We start from the raw sequence: 19,827 nt of genomic DNA, 5'->3' as shown, positions 1-19,827 counted from the left end.
GCTGTAGCCGTTGGCCTGGCCCGGTTTGGTGGTCAGGGCAATATGTTGCCCCAGCGCAGACTGCGGATCGGAGCTGGCGAGCACGTTGCTGGCGGCATCGACCATCATCACGCAACTGCGCGAACGCTCTTCGTCGGTCAAGCGCACGCCATTGATGATCGAGCGCGCCTGGTTTTCCCAGTCGAAGAAGATCCCGATTACTCCCGTCACCGAACCCTGATTGCGCACGGCCGCGCTGAAGGCGCAGGTCTGGGCGCCGTTGAGCAAGGGTTCAACACAGACGTTGCCGGCATGGTATTGATCGCTGCTGCTATGTTTGAGCGCCATTTTGAACCAGGGCATTTCGCTGACATTGGCCCCCTTCGCCTTGTCGTAGACCGCAGAGCGCCCGGTGGCAATCACCCGGCCGCGGGTGTCGGCGAGCCAGATGTCGAGGTAAACCGTGTAACTGTCAAGAATGATGCCCAGGCGCTCACACGCATAGGCGCAGTTGTCTCCATCGGCAGATTTGAGAGCATCGACCAGCGAGGCATCGGTGGCCCACCAACGAACATCACAGGTACGCTCATACAGGTTGCGATCCATGATTTCGATCATGTTCAGCGACAGATCTGCCAGGCGTTGCCCGCGCACGTCAAAACACATGCCTTCGCCCAGTGCGGTCAGCTCATTGACTGACGCCTGCAGGTCCTGGGTCATGGTCCCGGCAATTTTCGAGATACGCTCGGAGATCACCTTGACCTCTTCGGCCACTACCGCGAACCCCTGCCCGGCCTTGCCGGCGTGGGCCGCCTCAATCAGCGCGTTGATGGCCAGCAGACGGGTCTGGCGGGTGATCATCTGGATGTCGCTGATACCACGATTTGCCAGCGCCTCGACTTCCCGCGACAGCGTGACAATACGTTCTGGTTCGATCATTTTCTTTGTGCTTCAAAGAGTTGTTAGTCGGCGGCAGCCTTATCGAATCGAAGCAATGTTGTTGTTTTTTACGGCGCCACTCATTGGTGGTGGCACTCTGAAATTATGTGCTGACTCTAGATCAGCTGATTCGATTCAGGCAAGGGCCCACGGGGCCATCCAGGCAGGTTTTTGGGACGAATGTGCAACAGGCGAAAAACACCTGCGACAGTACGCCGCACAAACACCGCGCAACACCCGTCTTCAGGGTGATCAACCGGTCTGTGACGGCGTGTCGCAAGCGATTGCGCGCGTTGAAAAACGGTAGAATTCACCCGGTTTGACCCGCACGCAGCGTTGCGCCTCGTGCCCGCGCCCATCATCCGCTACGAGCCCCTGGACTGGGCTATTCAGAAAGGCTGTAGAAATGAGTGTTTTGTTGACCCGCCGCAAGGTGGTTGCAGGAATCGGTTTACTCGGTCTGGGCCTGCTCACAGGCTGCGACAACAGCGTCCGCCTGTCGTACAAATACGGCAAGGATCTGAGCGACAAGATCCTCGGGCGGACCTTCAAGCTGAAAGACTCCCAAGGCAATCCCACGACGCTGACCAGTTTTCGCGGCATGATGCCGATGATTTTCTTCGGTTTCACCCAATGCCCCGCCGTCTGCCCGACCACTCTGGCTCGCGCGGCGCAAATCAAGAAGCTGATGGGCAAGGACGGTGATCTGCTCCAGGTGGTCTTCATTACCCTGGACCCCGAGCGCGATACCCCGGAAATGCTCGACGCCTACGTCAAGACCTTCGACCCGTCGTTTGTCGCGCTCCACGGAACGCTGGAGGAAACGGCGAAGACGGCCAAGGAATTCGAGGTGTTCTACGAAAAGGTACCAAGCGGTTCTACGTACACCATTTCCCATACCGCGACCAGCTTCGTGTATGACACCCGGGGCAACCTGCGCGTCGGCTTGTCCCATTCGCTTTCGGCACAAGAGTGTACGGAAGACTTACTGACCGTCATGGAGGTCTGCTGATGAACTCGAACGCCTTTAAACCGCGCTTTTGCGCACGCCTGGGACAACTGGCGCTGGGCCTGTCGATGCTCGGCCTGGCCGGTTACGCCAGCGCCCAGACCCAAGTCGATGACGCCTGGGTTCGCGCGACGGTGGCCGGGCAACCCTCCACCGGTGCCTTCATGACGATCACCGCCAGCAGTGACGGCAAGTTGATCAGCGCACAATCGCCGGTGGCGAAAACCGTGCAGATCCATCAGTCGAGCATGAAAAACGACGTGATGAGCATGCAACAGGTCGAGTCCGTCGACCTGCCCGCCGGCAAAGCCGTGGCGTTCAACACTGACAGTTACCACGTCATGCTGATGGACCTGGTTGCCCAGGTCAAAGAAGGCGACAAGGTGCCGCTGGTGCTGACCGTCGAGCACGCGAACGGTGAAAAGGAAGTGATCAACGTCGATGCCCCGGCGCGTGCGCTGAACATGATGGATCACAGCAAAATGGATCACAGCAAGATGCATTGATTCATCCAGAGGCGGGCAGCGAATAACAGCGCCCGCCTCTGCAATCGACACCGGAATCGCCCTTGATCCGGAAGTTGCCCGCAATACCCCCCGCCTTTTGCCTGACGGCCTATACTCATCTGGTTTTCTTTCTCGTTTACATGCAGCACGTCGGCACCCGTGCACCGCCAGGCGTACCCGTGCCAATCGCCAACGTAACCAGCCAGCAGCCCGTGTCGCTAACGACCGGCGTGCTCAAGCGCTTAGTGGCTGATGGATCGTGGAGAACACCATGAAATACACATTTCTTTCGGGCGTGGTTTTGGTTGTCTCGGCTACGGTGACGATACCGGGTGCCTGGGCTGCAGAGACGCGAGCGCTGGCTTCGGACGGCGCGGATCATGTGGGCGCGGGTGCAGTGGCGGCGGATGGTGCTGATAAAGTCGGTGCCAACAAACTTGCTGCCGATGGCGCTGACAAGGTGGGTGCCAACAAACTCGCCGCCGATGGCGCTGACAAGGTGGGGGCCAACAAACTCGCCGCCGATGGCGCTGACAAAGTCGGGGCCAACAGGCTCGCTGCCGACGGTGCTGACAAAGTCGGGGCCAACAAACTCGCCGCCGATGGCGCTGACAAAGTCGGGGCCAACAGGCTCGCTGCCGATGGCGCTGACAAAGTCGGCGCCAACAAACTCGCCGCCGACGGCGCTGACAAAGTCGGGGCCAACAGACTCGCCGCCGATGGCGCTGACAAGGTCGGTGCCAACAGACTCGCCGCCGATGGCGCTGACAAAGTCGGGGCCAACAGGCTCGCCGCCGATGGCGCTGACAAGGTCGGGGCCAACAGGCTCGCTGCCGATGGCGCTGACAAAGTTGGTGCCAACAGACTCGCTGCTGATGGCGCTGACAAGGTGGGTGCCAACAAACTCGCCGCCGATGGCGCTGACAAAGTCGGTGCCAACAGGCTCGCTGCCGACGGCGCTGACAAAGTCGGTGCCAACAGACTCGCTGCCGACGGCGCTGACAAAGTCGGAGCCAACAGACTCGCCGCCGACGGCGCTGACAAAGTCGGTGCCAACAGACTCGCCGCCGATGGCGCTGACAAAGTCGGGGCCAACAGGCTCGCTGCCGATGGCGCTGACCACGTCGGCGCAGCCCGTCTCGCGTACTCACGCAACGGTATCGGCTCGGACCGCGTAGCGTCCGCGCTCATGAGTGAAGGCAGTTACTCCGACCAGTTCAACGAACAGTAACCGCAAGACGGTGCCTGGCACGCACCGCTCCCCCTGAAGCCGTCACCCCCACGGTGGCGGTTTCTCATCTATTTGTATCTGTCTGTATATGAACCCCCGACAGATACGCAGACCTCGACTTCGCAGCGTTCAAGCACACATCGGCGATACACCCGGGCGTTTAACTGTGCTCACCGGAAAGCAGCAGCTACCGGCTCACTCAAACCCAACGCACGGAGCATCACCATGATCAATTTCTCGAAAGTTTCGTCCCTCGCACTCGGTCTGGCCCTGATCGGCGGCCTGAGCCTGTCCAACCTGGCCTCGGCCAGCAGCGCAAACGTGGCATCGCCCAGCCAGGCCAGGCAACTGCTGGTGGAAGGTGGCGCGGATCGTCTTCAGGAACTGCGTGAACGTGTGGCTGAAGGCGGTTCCGATCGTTTGATCGAACGCCGGGTGGCCGAAGGTGGTGCTGATCGCCTGCAGGAACTGCGTGAGCGTGTAGCCGAAGGCGGCTCCGATCGCCTGATCGAACGCCGGGTGGCCGAAGGTGGCGCGGATCGCCTGCAGGAACTGCGTGAGCGGGTCGCACTGGCCACTCCAGCCAACGCTGTGCAAAAGGGTGTCCTGGTGGCGGAAAACCGCGCGGAGTTCGGTTCGAAATATCAGCGCTACTAATCGCGCACTGAACTGCAACTTCTCAAGCCCGGGAATCCCGGGCTTTGTTTTGACCGTTGGCTGACCGGCTCACAAGCGCGTCAGCAAGGAACACAGCATGAAAATCGGTTTTCTGGGGTTGGGCACCATGGGCCAGCCAATCGCCGCCAATCTCTTGAAAAGCGGCCGTGAGGTCCGCGTGTGGAATCGCTCCGCGCAAGCAACGCAAAAAATGGTCGGGCTTGGCGCGCAGGCTGCGGCCACCGCGGCCCAGGCATTCGAGGCGGATGTGGTGTTCAGCATGTTCGCCGATGACGCAGCCCTGCGTTCGGTACTGCTCGATTCCGGCTTGCTCGCACAACTCAACGGCCCGCGCATTCACATCAACCTGACCACCATCAGCGTGGCCAGCGCCGACGAACTGGCGCGCTTGCATCGGGCGCAAGGGATCGACTACATCGCCGCACCGGTGATGGGCCGCGCCGATGTCGCGGCGGATGGCCAACTCAACGTGCTGGTTGCCGGGCCGCAGCGCGCCATTGACCGCGTGCAGCCGCTGTTCGATCTGATTGCGCGCAACACCTGGCGCCTGGGCCCTCAGGCTTCCAGCGCCAATGCGATGAAACTGGCGACCCTGCATCTGCAGGAGGCCGTCGCAGGTCTTCAGTCTGAACGTGGCGAACTCTGATACGCAGCGCCGCGCTCACGTCTCGGACGTTGTGACATCCGGTCGGTCCTCCACCCACTGCCAGAACAACTGATACCCCACCGCCAGCACGACCGGACCGATGAACAGGCCGATGATGCCGCTGGTGACCATGCCACCGAGTGCGCCGATCAGCACCACCGGCATCGGCACATCCACGCCGCGCCCGAGCATCAGCGGCTTGAGCACGTTGTCCACCAGACCGGCGACGAACACATAAATGGCGAAAATGATGGTGGCGGTGCTGGCGCCCTCGGTAGCGAACACAAAGGCGATCACCGGAATGGTGATCAGCGTCACCGGCAATTGCATGATGCCCAGCAACAGCACCGCCAGGGCCAGCAGGCCTGCACCGGGAATGCCCATGAAGACGAACCCGAGGCCCACCAGCAGCATCTGGATGAACGCGATGCCGACTACGCCCAAGGCCACTGCACGAATGGTGGCGGTGCACAATGCGGCGATTTTCGGCCCCCGGTCCGGACCGCTGACCCGAGAGGCAATCTGTACCGCACTGCGGTGACCGGCCTCACCATGGGCCATGAAGATACCGGCGATGATCAGGGCGAAGATGAAAATCAGGAAACCCATGCCGACCCCGGCCAGTTTGCTCAACACCGTCAGGCTGGCGAGTTTGATCTGCGGGATGTATTTGGCGGCGAGGTCAGGCAGGTTGGTCGAGGCATCCGTCCATAGCGCCGACAGCTTCGGGCCGATCAGCGGCCAGCTGGCGACGGCCTCTGAAGGTGGTGGAATGCGGAAGGTATCGGCCTTGACCACGTCGATCGCGCGGGTGACCGAGTCGGCGATCGAGGTCCCCAGCAGGTAGATCGGCACCATCAGGATCATGATCGCAACGAGGATGATCAGCGTCGCGATCCGCCCGTCATTCTGCCCCAGCGGGCCGCGCAGGCGTTTTTGCAGCGGATACAGGGTGATCGCCAGGATCAGCGACCACAGCATCAGGTCGCGGAACGGGCTGAAGATATCGAAGCAGAACAGCACCAGCACGACGATCAGCCCGGCCCGGATCAACACATCGAGCAGCGTGCGCGTCAGCGTTTTTTCGTTGAATAACGAAGGCTCCATGGACGTCTCCCTGCAGGTCACTGCAACGATGCGGATTGGTTAGCCCAGCATAGACGTCAGTACCGTTTTGTGCCGCCCGCGCCTCGCGCCTTCAACACCGCCCTCGCCCCCGCAAACATTGGCGATTATCATGTCTGCCGAATTTATCCCGGCCCTTTATGAGATGAGCATGACTTTCGATTTTGATCAGGTGTTCGATCGCCACCACACCGGCAGCACCAAGTGGAGTCGCTACCCGGCTGACGTGTTGCCGATGTGGGTCGCCGACATGGATTTCGCCGCGCCGCCGGTGATTGTCCAGGCCCTGCAAAAACGCCTGGAACACCCGTTGCTCGGCTACAGCGTGGCGCAGGACGACTTGCGCGACGCCATTGTCGCCGACCTGTGGGCCAAGTACGCCTGGCGGGTCGAGCCACAGGAGCTGATTTTCCTGCCGGGTGTGGAGTCCGGGTTCAACATGGCCCTCAAGGCCCTGGTGCAGCCGCAACAGAACGTGGTGGTGCAGGTGCCCAACTACTCGCCGCTGCGTCACGCACCGGGGCATTGGGGCCTGAACAAGGTCGAGCTGAATTTCGACGCCCTGGCGGATGGCACCTATGCCACCCCGCTCGACACCCTGCGCCAGTCGCTGGCCGGTGGCGGTGCATTGCTGCTGAGCAACCCGCACAACCCGCTGGGCAAGGCATTCCCGCGTGAAGAACTGCAAGCGGTAGCCGATATCTGCCTGGCGCAGGATGCCTGGATCATCTCCGACGAAATCCACGCCGAATTGTGCTTCGACGGCCGCCAGCACATCCCGACCGCGTCGCTGAGCCCGGACATTGCCAAACGCACCATCACCCTGATGTCGGCGAGCAAGGCCTACAACATCGCCGGTCTGAAGACTTCGTTCATGATCATTCAGGACCGCGCCGTGCGTGAGCGGGTCAACCATGCCCGCTGCGGCATGGTCGACAGCGTCAACCCGCTGGGCATGGAAGCCACGCGCGTGGCCTACAGCGAGGGCGCACCGTGGCTGGCCGAACTGCGCGTGTACCTGCAAGCCAACCGCGATTACCTGATCGACGCCGTTCGCACCCGCCTGCCGGGGATCCGCATGAACACGCCACAAAGCACCTACCTGGCGTGGCTGGACTGCTCGGCACTGGGGCTGGACAACCCGCAACAGTTCTTCCTGGAACACGCCAAAGTCGGCTTGAGCCCTGGCTTGGACTTCGGCGATGACCACCGCCAGTTCGTCCGCCTGAACTTCGGCTGCCCACGGGCGTTGCTCGAAGAAGGCATTGCGCGGATGGAGCGCAGCCTGATCCAGCGGTTGCGCTGAAACAAAACATGTGGGAGCGAGCCTGCTCGCGATAGCGATTTTCCAGTCAATACAGTTTCGGCTGATCTACCGCTATCGCGAGCAGGCTCGCTCCCACAGTAGCCTCCTGCATTTACTCAAGGCAGGTCATCAATCCAACCGAACTCCCAGAGAAAGAGCCGGGTCCACCCCTTGACTCTTCTACTTCGAGAACGGAGATTTCCGATGACCGACTATCCAAAACCACCCTTCAAGAAACAGGCGCAACCCGTCCCCGGCACCCAGAAAAAAATGGACCCGTACCCAGACTGTGGCGAGCAAAGCTACAAGGGTTCGGGACGGCTGGAAGGCAAGATTGCCCTGATCACCGGCGCCGACAGCGGTATCGGCCGCGCCGTCGCCATCGCCTTCGCCCGTGAAGGCGCGGATGTGGCGATTGCCTACCTCGATGAACATGAAGACGCACGGGAAACCGCACGGTGGGTCGAACAGGCCGGGCGCCAGAGCCTTTTGCTGCCGGGCGATATCGCGCAAAAAGCGGTCTGCCAGTCCTTGGTCGACAAGACCGTTGAAACCTTCGGCCGCATCGACATCCTGGTCAACAACGCCGCGTTCCAGATGACCCATGAAAATTTCGAAGAGATCCCCGACGAGGAATGGGTGATGACCTTCGACGTCAACATCACCGCGATTTTCCGTATCTGTCAGGCGGCGTTGAAACACATGCAACCTGGCAGTTCGATCATCAACACCAGCTCGGTCAATTCGGATATGCCCAAACCGACCCTGCTGCCCTACGCCACCACCAAGGGCGCGATAGCCAACTTCACCGCCGGCCTGGCGCAGATGCTCGGCGAGAAAAACATCCGGGTGAACTGCGTGGCACCGGGACCGATCTGGACACCGCTGATCGTCTCCACCATGCCCGATGAGGAAGTGCAGAATTTCGGCGGCCAAACCCCGCTGGGCCGCCCGGGGCAACCGGTGGAAGTTGCACCGATCTATGTGCTGCTAGCCTCGGACGAGGCCAGTTACATCACCGGTCAGCGCTACGGCATCACTGGTGGCAAACCCATGTTGTAGGAGCGAGCTTGCTCGCGATGACGCGGGTAGCCTGACATACCGCCATCGCGAGCAAGCTCGCTCCTACAGGTACAGGCGTTGAGCCGAACCCCAAAAACTGTGGGAGCGAGCCTGCTCGCGATGGTCGTCAACGATGACGAGGGCCGTCTGACACACCGCTATCGCGAGCGTGCTCGCTCCTACAGGGGTTGTGGGTGAGAAAAAGTGAACTGATGCCAAACGCTACCCCTCAACTGGTTTAAGGGCCCTTGTGCCGGGCCGCTCCCGCTCAGGAGGTCGTCATGTCCGCTCCGCTGATCAAACTGTTCACCCAGCCGAATTTCGCCTGGACCGATATCCGCAAGGAAGAGGAAGCGCACCCGCGCCATTACCTTGCTCATTTGCTGTTGCTCGCGCTGATTCCCGCCGTCTGCCTGTTCATCGGGACCACTTATGTCGGCTGGAGCCTGGCCGAGAATGAAACGGTGAAACTCAGTAGCGCCAGCGCGCTGCAATTGTGCGGGTTGCTGTATGTGACCATTGTCGCCGGCGTCGCGCTGATGGGGTTGTTCATCCGCTGGATGTCGCGCACGTTCGACGCGCGGCCGACGGTCAACCAGTGCATCGGTTTCGCCGCGTACACCGTCACCCCGTTCTTCATCGCAGGCCTGGCCGGTCTGTACCCGAGTCGCTGGCTGGCGATCATCGTGCTCGGCGCCGCCTCGGTGTATTCGACGTTTCTGCTATTCGTCGGCATGCCAACGTTCATGCACGAACGCAAGGAACAGGGATTGTTGAACGCCGCCTCCGTCTGGGGCGTCGGCCTGCTGGTGCTGGTGACCATCCTGGTGGAAATGATCCTCGTCTGGTTCAACGTCCTGACGCCGGAGTACCTGCGCGCGACCGTCGGCTGATCGACCGGCACCGGCAGCATGAGCTTCATTCTCTGGGTGGCGGTGCTCGGTGCCGTGCTGCTGACGCTGGCGCTGACTTCGTCTTACCTGCGCTGGATGCCGGTCACCACCTCAGCGGTGTGCCTCGTGCTGGGCGTCGCCATCGGGCCCGCCGCGCTGGGCTTTTTGCGCCTGGACATGGGCGATGCCACCTTGTGGATGGAGCACCTGACCGAAGTGGCGGTGCTGTTTTCGCTGTTCGTCTGCGGTTTGAAACTGCGCTCGCCGTTCAAGAACAAGAACTGGCGCATTGCCGTCGGCCTTGCCGGCCCGGTGATGCTGCTGACCATCGCCGGCATCTGCCTGTTGCTGCATTACGGTTTTGAATTGCCTTGGGGCGCGGCGGTGTTGATCGGTTCGATCCTGGCGCCCACCGACCCGGTGCTCGCCGCGCTGGTGCAGGTCAACGACGCGCGGGACGACGACAGCGTGCGCTTCGGCCTTTCCGGCGAGGCGGGCCTGAACGACGGCATTGCCTTCCCTTTTGTCATTCTCGGCCTGTTGCTGTTGCGTCAGGACAGCAATCCCGACTTTTTCAGCGATTGGGCGCTGGGCAGCGTGCTGTGGGCCGTGCCCGCAGGCCTGCTGATCGGTTACGCCATGGGACGCGGAATTGGCCGCCTGACACTGGCACTGCGGATCAAAAACGAAGACAGCACGCTGTCGCCCAATGATTACCTGGCCCTGGCCCTGATCGCCCTCGCCTATGTCGGCGCCGAAGCGTTGCATGGCTACGGTTTTCTCTCGGTGTTCGCCGCCGGTCTCGGGCTGCGCCATGTGGAGGTCAAGTCCACGGGTGACGATGCAATGCCCGCCGAACATCTGGTGCAACCGGTGGTCGGCCACCAGAACGTCGAACCGCAACACGCCGTGCATGGCGATACCGAGCGCCTGGAAGACTCCCAGGTCGCCGCCGGTATCATGATGGGCGACATGCTCGCCTTCGGCAGCCTGGTGGAACGGGCCATGGAAGTGTTTCTGGTGACGTTGCTCGGCGTCGTGCTGATTGCGCACTGGGACTGGCGGGCACTGTTGATCGGCGCGGCGCTGTTTTGCCTGATCCGGCCGCTGAGTGTCATTGCCCTGCCCTGGCGCCGCCTGCTCAACGGTCATCAGCGCCTGTTGATCGGCTGGTTCGGCATCCGTGGCATCGGCAGCCTGTATTACCTGTTCTATGCGCTGAACCACGGGTTGGCGCCTTCGGTTGCCGCGCTGTGCACTGACCTGACCCTGTCGGTGGTGGCCCTGAGCATCCTGGTCCATGGTTTCAGCACACAACCGATGCTGGCGTGGTACGAGCAGCGTAAACAACAAATTAGCTGATTCGATATCTACGGTTTCACGCCAAAAACCATCGAGTTTTCACGTTCATAAAATTGAAATCCTTTGCTCGAGTGACAGGTCACAACCTTAATTCCCCCCTGAATTCAAGGTGCAGGTCATGATCGAGTATTCCACCCGCAACGAAATCAAAGCCTGCCGGGCCTTTGCCCTGGAACGCAACCAACAGATGTTCGAAGAGGCCCAGACCTTGAGCCGCAGCGCCTTCGAAATGCTCGAGGGCCATGATCTGGATGGGGAAGTGTTCGACCGCTATCAACTCATCCGCAGGAAAGCCGACCTGAAGTTTGCCGAGGCGATCGAGCATCTGCGGGTGCTCAATGAGAATTTCCCGCCGATTCCCGTGGCAAGGGATGTGATCCGGCACGAAGCGATCGCCTGAGGCATCGGTCATTTCATGGTCGAGGCAATGATCTCGACCAGGTTGGTCTGGGTAAACGGTTTGGACAGGCGCGGCAGCCTGAGCGCGAAGCCTTCCAGGCGTTCGGCATAACCGGTGGCGAGGATAATCGGCAGGTCCGGCCTGATTGTGCGGATCGCCTGCGCCAGTTGTGCACCACTCATTTGCGGCATGGCCATGTCGGTGATCACCAGGTCGATAGCCTTCTCGCTGTCGAACACCTTGAGCGCCTGGGCGCCGGACGCGGCACTGATGACCCGATGCCCCAGGTCCTCGAGCAACAGGCAGGTACTGGTCAGCACCAGGCTGTCATCGTCCACCACCAGTACGCACAAACGTGACACCCGCGGCGCGGCCTCTTCCTCGATGGCCCGGGTGACCGAACCCTGGGTGGCGACGGGGATCCACAATTCTGCCGTGGTGCCCCTGTCCTTGCGGCTCTTTAGAATGAAGCGGCCACCCAATTGCTCGATGTAACCGTGCACCATCGACAACCCCAGGCCCGTGCCCTTGCCGACGCCCTTGGTAGTGAAAAACGGGTCCATCGCCAAGGCCAGGGTGGCTTCGTCCATGCCTTCACCCGTGTCGCTGATGCTCAGGCAGACGAAACGACCGGACATCGGTGTCAGCGCCGCCTGATCCTCGGCGTCTTCGGCGCGGGTACTGATCAGGATCTTGCCACCATGGGGCATGGCGTCGCGGGCGTTGGTCACCAGGTTGAGAATGGCCAGTTCGAGCTGGTTGATATCGGCCACAACCGGTTCGATGTCCGCTGAAAACGCGGTCTCCAGCAATACCGAGGGCCCCAGCGAGCTGCGCAGCAGGCTGGTGATGCCGTCCACCAGTTCGGGGATTTCGACAGCCTCGGTCTTCAACTCCTGGCGCCGGGCGAACGCCAGCATGCGTTGGGTCAGCGACACCCCACGCATGGCGCCCTGGGTGGCGTTATCCAGCAGGCGGGTCAGCTTCAAATCACCATCGACCCGCTTGCGCACGATTTCCAGGTTGCCGAGGATGACCGTCAGCAGGTTGTTGAAATCGTGGGCGATGCCGCCGCTGAGTTGACCGATGGCCTGCATTTTCTGCGCCTGGAACAGCGCTTCGCGGGTTTTTTCCAGGGTCTGCTGGGCCAGCGTCGCTTCGGTGATGTCGCGGGTGATCTTGGCAAAACCGAGCAAGGTGCCGGTGTCGCCCCAGATCGGGTCGACCACCACATGCGCCATGAATCGGGTGCCGTCCTTGCGCACGCGCCAGCCCTTGTTCTCGAAGCGCCCTTCATTGACGGCCACGCTCAGTGTGCGCAGGGGCTCGCCGGCATCCCGGTCTTCGGGGGTGTAGAACATCGAAAAATGCTCGCCGATCACCTCTTCGGGCAAATAACCCTTGATGTGCTGGGCCCCCGCATTCCAGTTGGAGACCCGACCATCGGGGTCGAGCATGTAAATGGCGTAATCCGTGACACTCTGCACCAGCAGCCGGAATTGCTGCTCACTTTGCTTGAGCACTTCCTCGGCCATCTTGCGCTCGGTCAGGTCGCGGGTGATCTTGGCGAACCCGAGCAGACGGCCATTGGGGTCATGAATCGGGTCGATCACCACATGGCACCAGAACCGCGTGCCGTCCTTGCGCACCCGCCAGCCTTCGCCCTCGAAGCGTCCTTCACGGGTCGCGGTGTCCAGCGCCCGTTGCGGCATGCCTTTGAAGCGGTCTTCCTCGGTATAGAAACGCGAGAAATGCTGACCGAGAATCTCCGCTTCCTCGTAGCCCTTGAAGCGCCTGGCGCCGGCGTTCCAACTGGTAATGACGCCGTCGGGGTCAATCATGTAGATCGCGTAATCAACCACGGCATCAATCAGCAGGCGAAAGCGCCCGTCGTCAATGGCGCTGGACTTGCTTCGATCTTCGTTCATTGAGCGCTCACGGCAGAATTGTTTTGCTGAAGTATGGGACAAACGCAAAAATAGGGAAGCCCGAATACGGCTGATTGATCAGGTTGCCCGGATCAATGGGCCTGCAACAGCGCATCAGGCACGGCAATCGACCACCATCGGGGTAGCAACTGCCTGACCTTGCTCTCGCCAAAGCGGTCGTCGATCAACATCACCACGCCCTGGTCCTGTTGCGTGCGGATCACCCTTCCTGCCGCCTGCACCACCTTTTGCACACCGGGGTACAAATAGGTGTAGTCATAACCGGCACCAAAGATTGCCGTCATGCGGTGTTTCAGTTGTTCATTGACCGGGTTGAGCTGCGCCAGCCCCAACGTCGCGATAAACGCACCGATCAACCTGGCCCCAGGCAAGTCGATGCCTTCGCCGAAGGCGCCGCCGAGCACGGCAAAGCCGATGCCCTGGCCGTCGGCACTGAACTGGTCGAGAAAGGCCTGGCGCTGCGCTTCCGCCATGCCGCGTGACTGCGACCAGAGGTTGATGTGTGGGTGGGTCTGGGCCAACAACTGCGCGACCTGCTGCAAATAATCGAAGCTGCTGAAGAACGCCAGGTAATTGCCGGGGCGCAGACTGTACTGTCGCGCGATCAGTTCGACTATCGGCGCCAGGGATGACTGCCGGTGCACGTAGCGCGTGGAGATCTGGTTGACGATATGCACCTGCAACTGGTCGGCGTGGAACGGCGACTCGACATCTATCCACACCGTATCGGCCGGCACACCGAGCAGATCAGCGTAGTAATGCCGGGGGCTCAGGGTCGCGGAAAACAGCACGCTGCTGCGCGCAGCCGTCAGGCGCGGGCCGATGAAACCGGCGGGCACCACGTTGCGCAGGCACACCTGTGACAGCGGGCGCTTGCGGTCGAGGTCGCGCTTGCTGATGTCGAACAGATACTGTTCATCGAACAGCTCAGCCACCCGACAGAACTGCAGCATGTCGAAATACAAGCTCTGCAACGCACTGTCCAGACCCTGCGGGTGATCGTTGAGGTAGTCACCGATGCTGGCGGTGCAGCTGAACAAGGCCTGCAAGAGTTTTTCCGGGGGGCGGTCGTAAGCCTGATACGCCGCCAGTTGCGGGTTGTGCAAGGCATTCCATTCCCGATTGACCCGTTGCAGGGACTTTTTCAACGGTTCCGGAGCGGTTTTGCGCACCGCCTGGAGCGTCGCCTGATCGAGGCTGGCGCTGTACATCTGCCGTGCGCGCTCCACCAGGTTGTGCGCCTCGTCCACAAGGGTGGCGACCTTCCACTGGTTGGCCTGTGCCAGGCCGAACAGTAACGCACTGAAATCGAAGTAGTAGTTGTAGTCGGCAACCACCACGTCGGCCCAGCGCGCCATTTCCTGGCTCAGGTAATAGGGGCAAACCTGGTGTTGCAAGGCCACCTCACGCAGGGCGCCCTGGTCCAGCAGGCGCAATTGGCTGGCGGCCTGGCGTGCAGCCGGCAGGCGATCGTAGAACCCCTGGGCCAATGGACAGGACTCACCGTGACAGGCCTTGTCCGGGTGCTCGCAGGCCTTGTCCCGGGCGATCATCTCCAGCACCCGCAATGGCGGCGCAGCCGCACTGTCGAGGATGACCTGCGCCGCATCGAGCGCCAGTTTGCGCCCCGGCGTCTTCGCCGTCAGAAAGAACACTTTGTCCAACTGCTGCGGCACCAGGGCCTTGAGCAGCGGGAACAGTGTGCCGACGGTCTTGCCAATGCCGGTCGGCGCCTGGGCCATCAGGCACCGGCCGGTGCTGACGGCCTTGAACACCGACTCCGCCAGATGCCGTTGCCCCGGACGGAACCCGGCATGGGGAAACGCCAGCAGCTGCGCCGCGCCATTGCGCGCCTGACGATGGGCCATCTCCTGTTCGGCCCAGTGCAGGAACAGCTGGCAGTGATGCTCGAAGAAGGCTTGCAGCGTTTCAGCGCTGAAGGCCTCGACCAGACAGGTTTCCTTCTCGCTGACGATGTCGAAGTACACCAGCGCCACGTTGATCCGCGGCAACTCCAGCTTGCGGCACATCAGCCAGCCGTAGACCTTGGCCTGGGCCCAGTGCAACTGCCGATGGTTGGCCGGTTGTTTGCTCAGGTCGCCACGGTAGGTTTTGACTTCTTCCAGGCAGTTTTGCGCGGGGTCGTAGCCGTCCGCCCTGCCCTTGACCTTCAGCGCCTGGAACTGCCCCTCCAGCGCGACCTCGCTCTGGTAGCCGTCACTGCGCCGGGAGGCCACCGTGCGATGGCCGACAATGCCTTCCAGGGCCGTGGGTGATGGCGTGAAGCGCAGGTCGAGGTCACCGACCTTGGCGGTGAACTCACACAACGCCCGTACCGCGATGCTGTAGCTCAAGCGCTCTGCTCCGCCCATTGCACATAACACACGGCGATGGGCATCTGGTGTTCATGGCAGAACTCGATCCAGCGCAGTTGGTTGTCCTGCAGGCGATCGCCGGGGCCTTTGACTTCGATCATGCGGTAGGTCTTGTCCTGCGGCCAGAACTGGATCAGGTCCGGCATGCCGGCACGGTTGGCCTTGATGTCCAGCAGCAAACGGCTGAACCAGTGCCGCAGGTGCTCGGCCGGCAGGCACTCGAGCGCCAGATCGAGCAGTTCCTCAGTCAACGCGCCCCAGAAGACGAAGGGCGACTGCACGTTCCACTTGGCGACGTAACGTTCGCGGATCGTCTGTCGATAGCGCCCGTCGTCCAGCTCGGCCAGGCAGGCTTCGAACAGGTGCGCCCGCCGGGCATGGAAATCTTCGTTGTGCAGGTCCACCGGGCCCCGCTGGAACGGATGGAAGAACGCCCCCGGCAGCGGCGCAAAGATCGCCGGCCAGCACAGCAGGCCGAACAGCGAGTTGATCAGGCTGTTTTCCACGTAGTGCACCGGCGCCGACGCCTGCGCCAGATGCGCCTGTACGTAAAACTCGACGGACAACGCCGGGTCGACCCTGGGCAGTTGCAGGTCCAGGCGCTGCATTGGCCGGGGCGCCGGGCGTTTGTTTGGCGGCCCACCCAGTTTGCGCCGCAGCCTGGGTATCACCCGCAGCAATTGCTGGTGTTCGCTGGCGCTTTGCGGCGCTTGTTCGGCGAGCATGGCCAGTTCCATTGCCAGCGGGTACTCGCCACAACGCTCCAGCACGCGAATCATCCGCCCGCGGGCACCGGGCCAGGCGCAGTCACGGTAGATCGCCAGCGCATGGGCAAAATCCGCCACCCGCTCGCAATGCTGGCCGATCTGGAACAACAGCTTGGCGCGGCGTTTTTCCAGCCACGGGTTGGCCAGTGCCAGGCCGTTGATTTGTGCAACGACGTCCGGCACCTCCACACCGGCTTCAAACGCCTGCTGGCACTGGTGCAGGAACAGGCAGGCGTCCACATCGTCACGGCTGCGCAGGCCACGGGACTCGGCGCAGAACTCGACTTTTTCATAGGTGAAAATTCCAAGGTCGGCCAGCACGAACTCGGACCAGTCCTGATAAAGATTGCCGAAAAACATCAAGCGCAGCCGATCGCACAGGCCCATGATGGTGAGGCTGAACAGGCGATCCTGCAACGGCGCACACCACTGGCCGAACGGCTGAGCCTGGAGAAAATGCGGGCTCAGGGCAGGCAGCCAGTCGGACTTCTTGCCCTTGGGTTGAGCGATGACGTTGCCGAAGCACTCGACGATCTCTGCCTTGAGCAGCACCTCGAACAGGGTCTCCAGCAGCAGCGGTGCCTGTTCGTCGAGCCAGCCCAGTTCCAGCAACGGCGCGGCGGCCTGGGCGATGTCGCCGATTTCCAGGTAATGCAGCTTGCTGGCGCGGAAATGCACGCCCTTGCGCATCACCATCCGCACCAGCAACGCCCGGGATTCACGGGGCAACTGGTAGAAGTGGCGGATGAACGCCTGCTCTTCGTCACTGAGCACATCGGCATAGCGCTGATCCAGCCAATCAAGCACTTGCATGAAGTTGTTCAGGTAATAGAACGGATCGTCGAGGGGATTGCTGGTCACGGGGAAACAGGGCCATGGCTGGAAATACTGGTTATGCGTACAGATATCAGTAACGGGCTGCCCGATGCAAATGGAAAAGTGCCGGCGGCGACGGGTGGGTGTTTTTTTACCGGCCTGTCGAACTTTCTGCCGTTCCGTCGCACCAACGGCGAAGAGCTGCAGTTGCCGAATTTTGAAGAGAGGTGGTTATGAACATCAAGAACCTGGGTTTACCACTGGTAGTGGCGACCCTCCTGGCACTGACCGGATGCTCGACGCCCACGGTGGTGACCTTGCAGAACGGCACCCAGTACCTGACCAGAGACATGCCTGACACAGACACTGCAGATGGTTTCTACGAATTCGAGGACATTTCAGGCGCCAAGGTGCGGGTCAAGGCGGATGAGGTGGCTACGGTTCGCAAGGAAGATTGATCCTGCCCGGCTCGGGATAGTCGGATGTGATGTGCCCCTTTTTGTGGGAGCGAGCCTGCTCGCGATGGTCGTTAACGATGACGCTGGCCGTCTGATACTCCGCGGTGCCTGAGCCTCCATCGCGGGCAAGCCCGCTCCCACAGGGGATTGAGGTGCCCTCTGTAGGAGCGAGCTTGCTCGCGATGGTCGTTAACGATGACGCTGGCTGCCTGACACTCCGCGGTGCCTGAGACTCCATCGCGAGCAGGCTCGCTCCCACAGGGGATTGAGGTGCCCTCTGTAGGAGCGAGCAGGCTCGCGATGGTCGTTAACGATGACGCTGGCTGTCTGATACACAGCGGTGCCTGAGACTCCATCGCGAGCATGCTCGCTCCTACAGGGGTTGAGGTGCCCTTTTTTTGTGGGAGCGGGCTTGCTCGCGATGGTCGTTAACGATAACGCTGGCTGTCTGGAGAACTGCGGTGGCTGATGCTCCATCGCGAGCAAGCTCGCTCCTACAGGGCCGGGGGTGGTGAATTGGGTCAGAAGATCAACACATAGCTCTTGCGCACGGTTTCCTGGATGTCCCAGACGCCGAGGGTGTTGGCTGGCAACATCAATGCGTCGCCCGCTTCGATGTGCAGGATTTCGCCTTCATCCGGGGTGAAGGTGCATCGGCCCTGGATGAAATGGCAGAACTCCTGGGCGACGATCTGGCGGCGCCAGCGGCCGGGGGTGCACTCCCAGACGCCGGTCTCGACGCCGTCGTCGCGCTCGACGCTGGTGGTGGACGCCACCGCTACCGGCGTCCCCAGCGGCACCGCGACCGGGTTGGATTCTTCCAGTTCGAGCGTTGCGGTGTTCTTGAATTGCGTGATGGTCATGGGGACACCTGTCGTTGGTCAATCAATGCATGAAACCTTCCATGAAACCTGCGACGCCACTGGCCAGCTTGCGCCGCCAAGGGGCGGTCGCGGGGTTGGCCAGTACCTGGTCTTCATGGACAAAGCTGCGGATGATGGCGTTGTAACCGAGCCAGCGGCAGGGTTCCGGCTCCCAGGCCTTGAGCGCGTCCAGACCGCCTTGCGGGATTACCCAGGGCTGACGCACCAACGGGCTTTCACGCTGCAGGATCAGGTCCGCCAGGGTCCGGCCGCCCAGGTTGCTGGCGCCCACCCCCTCCCCGCCATACCCGCCGGACAGGGCGATGCCGCGGGCGTGATCGCAGATCATGTGCGGCTGGAAACGTCGGGCCATGCCCAGGTTGCCGCCCCAGCCATGGGTGATGCGCACGTTTTTCAGTTGCGGGAACAGCTCGCCGAACAGGTAGCGGCGCAGCTCCACTTCATCGCGAGTCAGATCGAAGTCGGTACGCAGCTTGCCGGCGAACTGATAACCGCCCCGCGCGCCAAACACCAGACGGTTATCCGCCGTGCGCTGGCCATAGGTGACCTGGCGGCTGCTTTCGCCGAACGCCTGGCCGCCGTTCAGGCCGATTTCGTCCCAGGCCGCGGCGGACAACGGCTCGGTCGCCACAATCAGGCTCTGCACCGGCAGTTGGTAGCGCCCAAGCCCCGGAAAAGCCGCGGCGTAACCCTCCACCGCCGGAACGATCCAGCGGCTGCGCACCGCCGCCTTCGCCGTGCGCAGGCTGCCCGACTGCCAATGGGTGACCGGACTGTCTTCGTAGATCTTCACACCCATGCGCTCCACCGTGCGCGCCAGGCCACGCACCAGCTTGGCCGGGTGAATGGTGGCAACGTGCGGAGCGAAGATGCCGCCATAGGGTTTGGCGATTCGAATCTGTTGCGCCAACTGCTCGGGGCTGAGCCAGCGGTATTCGCGCTCGCTCAGGCCTTGCTGGTAGAGCTTGTCCAGGTACTCACGCAGGCTGGCTTCCTGTTCGGGATAGCGGGCGGCACAGTAAAGCGCCCCGCCCTTGCGAAAATCGCAGTCGATGCCTTCACGTTCGAGGACAATTCCCACTTCATCCGGGATGCCGTGCAACAGCTCGTAGGAGGCCCGGCGCTGATCGACAGACAAAGGAGCCAGCAAGCGGTCCTCGCCGAGCATATTGCCCATCAACCAGCCGCCATTGCGCCCCGACGCACCGAAACCGGCGATTTGCGCCTCGACGATGGCGATGTTCAGTTCAGGCGCGTGGCGCTTGAGGTAGTACGCCGTCCACAGACCGGTGTAGCCGGCGCCAATGATCGCGACGTCGACATCCAGGTCCTGCTCCAGCGCCGGGCGCGCTGTCAGCGGCTCGTCGAGTTGATCCATCCACAAACTGATACTGCGCCATGCCGGCATGTGCGACCCCGCCACTCAAACTTCGATAGCGTAG

At 61.7% G+C, this 19,827-nt stretch carries 18 protein-coding genes and 4 pseudogenes; 15 read left to right on the top strand and 7 right to left on the bottom strand.

Translation table 11 applies throughout. From position 1 onward, the window contains the following. Positions 1 to 28: 28 nt before the first annotated feature. Complete coding sequence (locus tag ABVN20_RS24410; RefSeq protein WP_368558713.1) at positions 29 to 220, top strand: arsenic metallochaperone ArsD family protein; 192 nt, start codon at positions 29 to 31, stop codon at positions 218 to 220. A gap of 476 nt (positions 221 to 696) precedes the next feature. Here the strand turns inward: ABVN20_RS24410 and ABVN20_RS24405 are convergent. Then, positions 697 to 918, bottom strand: a pseudogene (locus ABVN20_RS24405) (methyl-accepting chemotaxis protein); the annotation flags it as partial. Between the two features lie 406 nt (positions 919 to 1,324). Between ABVN20_RS24405 and ABVN20_RS24400 the strand changes: the two are divergent. The 7 genes and pseudogenes from ABVN20_RS24400 to ABVN20_RS24370 all read left to right on the top strand — a co-directional run bounded on the left by ABVN20_RS24400 (position 1,325) and on the right by ABVN20_RS24370 (position 4,988). Beyond that, a complete protein-coding gene (locus tag ABVN20_RS24400; RefSeq protein ID WP_368558313.1) occupies positions 1,325 to 1,930 on the top strand; it encodes an SCO family protein in 606 nt (201 codons plus the stop codon). Next, positions 1,930 to 2,433 (top strand): copper chaperone PCu(A)C, encoded by a 504-nt coding sequence (locus ABVN20_RS24395; protein ID WP_368558311.1) that lies wholly within the window; start codon positions 1,930 to 1,932, stop codon positions 2,431 to 2,433. The genes ABVN20_RS24400 and ABVN20_RS24395 overlap by 1 nt, the downstream gene beginning before the upstream one ends. A gap of 391 nt (positions 2,434 to 2,824) precedes the next feature. After that, positions 2,825 to 3,028 (top strand): annotated as a pseudogene (locus tag ABVN20_RS24390) (hypothetical protein); the annotation flags it as partial. 60 nt (positions 3,029 to 3,088) lie between these two features. Continuing rightward, positions 3,089 to 3,301, top strand: a pseudogene (locus ABVN20_RS24385) (hypothetical protein); the annotation flags it as partial. Between the two features lie 21 nt (positions 3,302 to 3,322). Further along, positions 3,323 to 3,535 (top strand): annotated as a pseudogene (locus tag ABVN20_RS24380) (hypothetical protein); the annotation flags it as partial. A gap of 354 nt (positions 3,536 to 3,889) precedes the next feature. Next, positions 3,890 to 4,321 (top strand): hypothetical protein, encoded by a 432-nt coding sequence (locus ABVN20_RS24375; protein ID WP_368558310.1) that lies wholly within the window; start codon positions 3,890 to 3,892, stop codon positions 4,319 to 4,321. Positions 4,322 to 4,418: 97 nt separating this feature from the next. Then, positions 4,419 to 4,988 (top strand): NAD(P)-dependent oxidoreductase, encoded by a 570-nt coding sequence (locus tag ABVN20_RS24370; protein ID WP_368558309.1) that lies wholly within the window; start codon positions 4,419 to 4,421, stop codon positions 4,986 to 4,988. A gap of 15 nt (positions 4,989 to 5,003) precedes the next feature. Here the strand turns inward: ABVN20_RS24370 and ABVN20_RS24365 are convergent, their stop codons facing one another. Next, positions 5,004 to 6,095, bottom strand: a complete 1,092-nt coding sequence (locus tag ABVN20_RS24365; protein ID WP_368558308.1) for an AI-2E family transporter — start codon at positions 6,093 to 6,095, stop codon at positions 5,004 to 5,006. Between the two features lie 169 nt (positions 6,096 to 6,264). On the opposite strand from ABVN20_RS24365, the gene ABVN20_RS24360 reads away from it, so the two are divergent. From ABVN20_RS24360 to ABVN20_RS24340, 5 genes are all read left to right on the top strand, one after another. Further along, positions 6,265 to 7,419, top strand: coding sequence for a MalY/PatB family protein (locus ABVN20_RS24360; RefSeq protein WP_368558307.1), 1,155 nt, complete (start codon positions 6,265 to 6,267; stop codon positions 7,417 to 7,419). Positions 7,420 to 7,623: 204 nt separating this feature from the next. Next, positions 7,624 to 8,481, top strand: coding sequence for an SDR family oxidoreductase (locus ABVN20_RS24355; RefSeq protein WP_368558306.1), 858 nt, complete (start codon positions 7,624 to 7,626; stop codon positions 8,479 to 8,481). 281 nt (positions 8,482 to 8,762) lie between these two features. Further along, the gene (locus ABVN20_RS24350) at positions 8,763 to 9,374 is read left to right on the top strand and encodes a Yip1 family protein (RefSeq protein ID WP_368558305.1); all 612 of its coding nucleotides are present in this window, start codon (positions 8,763 to 8,765) and stop codon (positions 9,372 to 9,374) included. Positions 9,375 to 9,392: 18 nt separating this feature from the next. Beyond that, positions 9,393 to 10,736 carry a cation:proton antiporter gene (locus ABVN20_RS24345; RefSeq protein ID WP_368558304.1) on the top strand — a complete coding sequence of 448 codons (1,344 nt, stop codon included), beginning with the start codon at positions 9,393 to 9,395 and terminating at the stop codon, positions 10,734 to 10,736. 118 nt (positions 10,737 to 10,854) lie between these two features. Then, the gene (locus ABVN20_RS24340) at positions 10,855 to 11,136 is read left to right on the top strand and encodes a hypothetical protein (protein WP_368558303.1); all 282 of its coding nucleotides are present in this window, start codon (positions 10,855 to 10,857) and stop codon (positions 11,134 to 11,136) included. Between the two features lie 8 nt (positions 11,137 to 11,144). Here ABVN20_RS24340 and ABVN20_RS24335 read toward each other — a convergent pair whose 3' ends face one another. The 3 genes from ABVN20_RS24335 to ABVN20_RS24325 form a co-directional block, all read right to left on the bottom strand. Further along, positions 11,145 to 13,064 carry a PAS domain S-box protein gene (locus tag ABVN20_RS24335; RefSeq protein WP_368558302.1) on the bottom strand — a complete coding sequence of 640 codons (1,920 nt, stop codon included), beginning with the start codon at positions 13,062 to 13,064 and terminating at the stop codon, positions 11,145 to 11,147. 92 nt (positions 13,065 to 13,156) lie between these two features. Continuing rightward, positions 13,157 to 15,439 (bottom strand): ATP-dependent DNA helicase, encoded by a 2,283-nt coding sequence (locus ABVN20_RS24330; RefSeq protein WP_368558301.1) that lies wholly within the window; start codon positions 15,437 to 15,439, stop codon positions 13,157 to 13,159. Then, on the bottom strand, positions 15,436 to 17,088 hold the full coding sequence (locus ABVN20_RS24325) for a VRR-NUC domain-containing protein (RefSeq protein ID WP_368558300.1): 1,653 nt from the start codon (positions 17,086 to 17,088) through the stop codon (positions 15,436 to 15,438). The genes ABVN20_RS24330 and ABVN20_RS24325 overlap by 4 nt, the downstream gene beginning before the upstream one ends. A gap of 33 nt (positions 17,089 to 17,121) precedes the next feature. Between ABVN20_RS24325 and ABVN20_RS24320 the strand changes: the two genes are divergently transcribed. Together ABVN20_RS24320 and ABVN20_RS24315 are read left to right on the top strand one after the other, a co-directional pair. Further along, a complete protein-coding gene (locus ABVN20_RS24320; RefSeq protein WP_368558299.1) occupies positions 17,122 to 17,280 on the top strand; it encodes a hypothetical protein in 159 nt (52 codons plus the stop codon). After that, the gene (locus ABVN20_RS24315; protein ID WP_368558298.1) at positions 17,277 to 17,501 is read left to right on the top strand and encodes a YgdI/YgdR family lipoprotein; all 225 of its coding nucleotides are present in this window, start codon (positions 17,277 to 17,279) and stop codon (positions 17,499 to 17,501) included. Before ABVN20_RS24320 ends, ABVN20_RS24315 begins: the two co-directional genes overlap by 4 nt. A 521-nt stretch (positions 17,502 to 18,022) precedes the next feature. On the opposite strand, the gene ABVN20_RS24310 is transcribed toward ABVN20_RS24315, so the two are convergent. Next, positions 18,023 to 18,364: a cupin domain-containing protein gene (locus ABVN20_RS24310; protein ID WP_368558297.1), complete on the bottom strand. Its 342-nt coding sequence runs from the start codon at positions 18,362 to 18,364 to the stop codon at positions 18,023 to 18,025. Between the two features lie 22 nt (positions 18,365 to 18,386). Next, entirely contained in the window at positions 18,387 to 19,793 is a 1,407-nt protein-coding gene (locus tag ABVN20_RS24305; protein WP_368558296.1) for an NAD(P)/FAD-dependent oxidoreductase, read from the bottom strand. Positions 19,794 to 19,827 lie beyond the last annotated feature (34 nt).

Origin of the sequence: Pseudomonas sp. MYb118, from assembly GCF_040947875.1 — a bacterium.
Classification (GTDB): domain Bacteria; phylum Pseudomonadota; class Gammaproteobacteria; order Pseudomonadales; family Pseudomonadaceae; genus Aquipseudomonas.
This window is presented reverse-complemented; position numbering and strand designations above follow the sequence as displayed.

What these genes read in the sequence shown, in the direction of transcription:
- ABVN20_RS24400 (WP_368558313.1), top strand. Translation starts at nt 1,325, where the DNA reads ATGAGTGTTTTGTTGACCCGCCGCAAGGTGGTTGCAGGAATCGGTTTA.
- ABVN20_RS24395 (WP_368558311.1), top strand. Translation starts at nt 1,930, where the DNA reads ATGAACTCGAACGCCTTTAAACCGCGCTTTTGCGCACGCCTGGGACAA.
- ABVN20_RS24375 (WP_368558310.1), top strand. Translation starts at nt 3,890, where the DNA reads ATGATCAATTTCTCGAAAGTTTCGTCCCTCGCACTCGGTCTGGCCCTG.
- ABVN20_RS24370 (WP_368558309.1), top strand. Translation starts at nt 4,419, where the DNA reads ATGAAAATCGGTTTTCTGGGGTTGGGCACCATGGGCCAGCCAATCGCC.
- ABVN20_RS24365 (WP_368558308.1), bottom strand. Translation starts at nt 6,095, where the DNA reads ATGGAGCCTTCGTTATTCAACGAAAAAACGCTGACGCGCACGCTGCTC.
- ABVN20_RS24360 (WP_368558307.1), top strand. Translation starts at nt 6,265, where the DNA reads ATGACTTTCGATTTTGATCAGGTGTTCGATCGCCACCACACCGGCAGC.
- ABVN20_RS24355 (WP_368558306.1), top strand. Translation starts at nt 7,624, where the DNA reads ATGACCGACTATCCAAAACCACCCTTCAAGAAACAGGCGCAACCCGTC.
- ABVN20_RS24350 (WP_368558305.1), top strand. Translation starts at nt 8,763, where the DNA reads ATGTCCGCTCCGCTGATCAAACTGTTCACCCAGCCGAATTTCGCCTGG.
- ABVN20_RS24345 (WP_368558304.1), top strand. Translation starts at nt 9,393, where the DNA reads ATGAGCTTCATTCTCTGGGTGGCGGTGCTCGGTGCCGTGCTGCTGACG.
- ABVN20_RS24340 (WP_368558303.1), top strand. Translation starts at nt 10,855, where the DNA reads ATGATCGAGTATTCCACCCGCAACGAAATCAAAGCCTGCCGGGCCTTT.
- ABVN20_RS24335 (WP_368558302.1), bottom strand. Translation starts at nt 13,064, where the DNA reads ATGAACGAAGATCGAAGCAAGTCCAGCGCCATTGACGACGGGCGCTTT.
- ABVN20_RS24320 (WP_368558299.1), top strand. Translation starts at nt 17,122, where the DNA reads ATGCGTACAGATATCAGTAACGGGCTGCCCGATGCAAATGGAAAAGTG.
- ABVN20_RS24315 (WP_368558298.1), top strand. Translation starts at nt 17,277, where the DNA reads ATGAACATCAAGAACCTGGGTTTACCACTGGTAGTGGCGACCCTCCTG.
- ABVN20_RS24310 (WP_368558297.1), bottom strand. Translation starts at nt 18,364, where the DNA reads ATGACCATCACGCAATTCAAGAACACCGCAACGCTCGAACTGGAAGAA.
- ABVN20_RS24305 (WP_368558296.1), bottom strand. Translation starts at nt 19,793, where the DNA reads ATGCCGGCATGGCGCAGTATCAGTTTGTGGATGGATCAACTCGACGAG.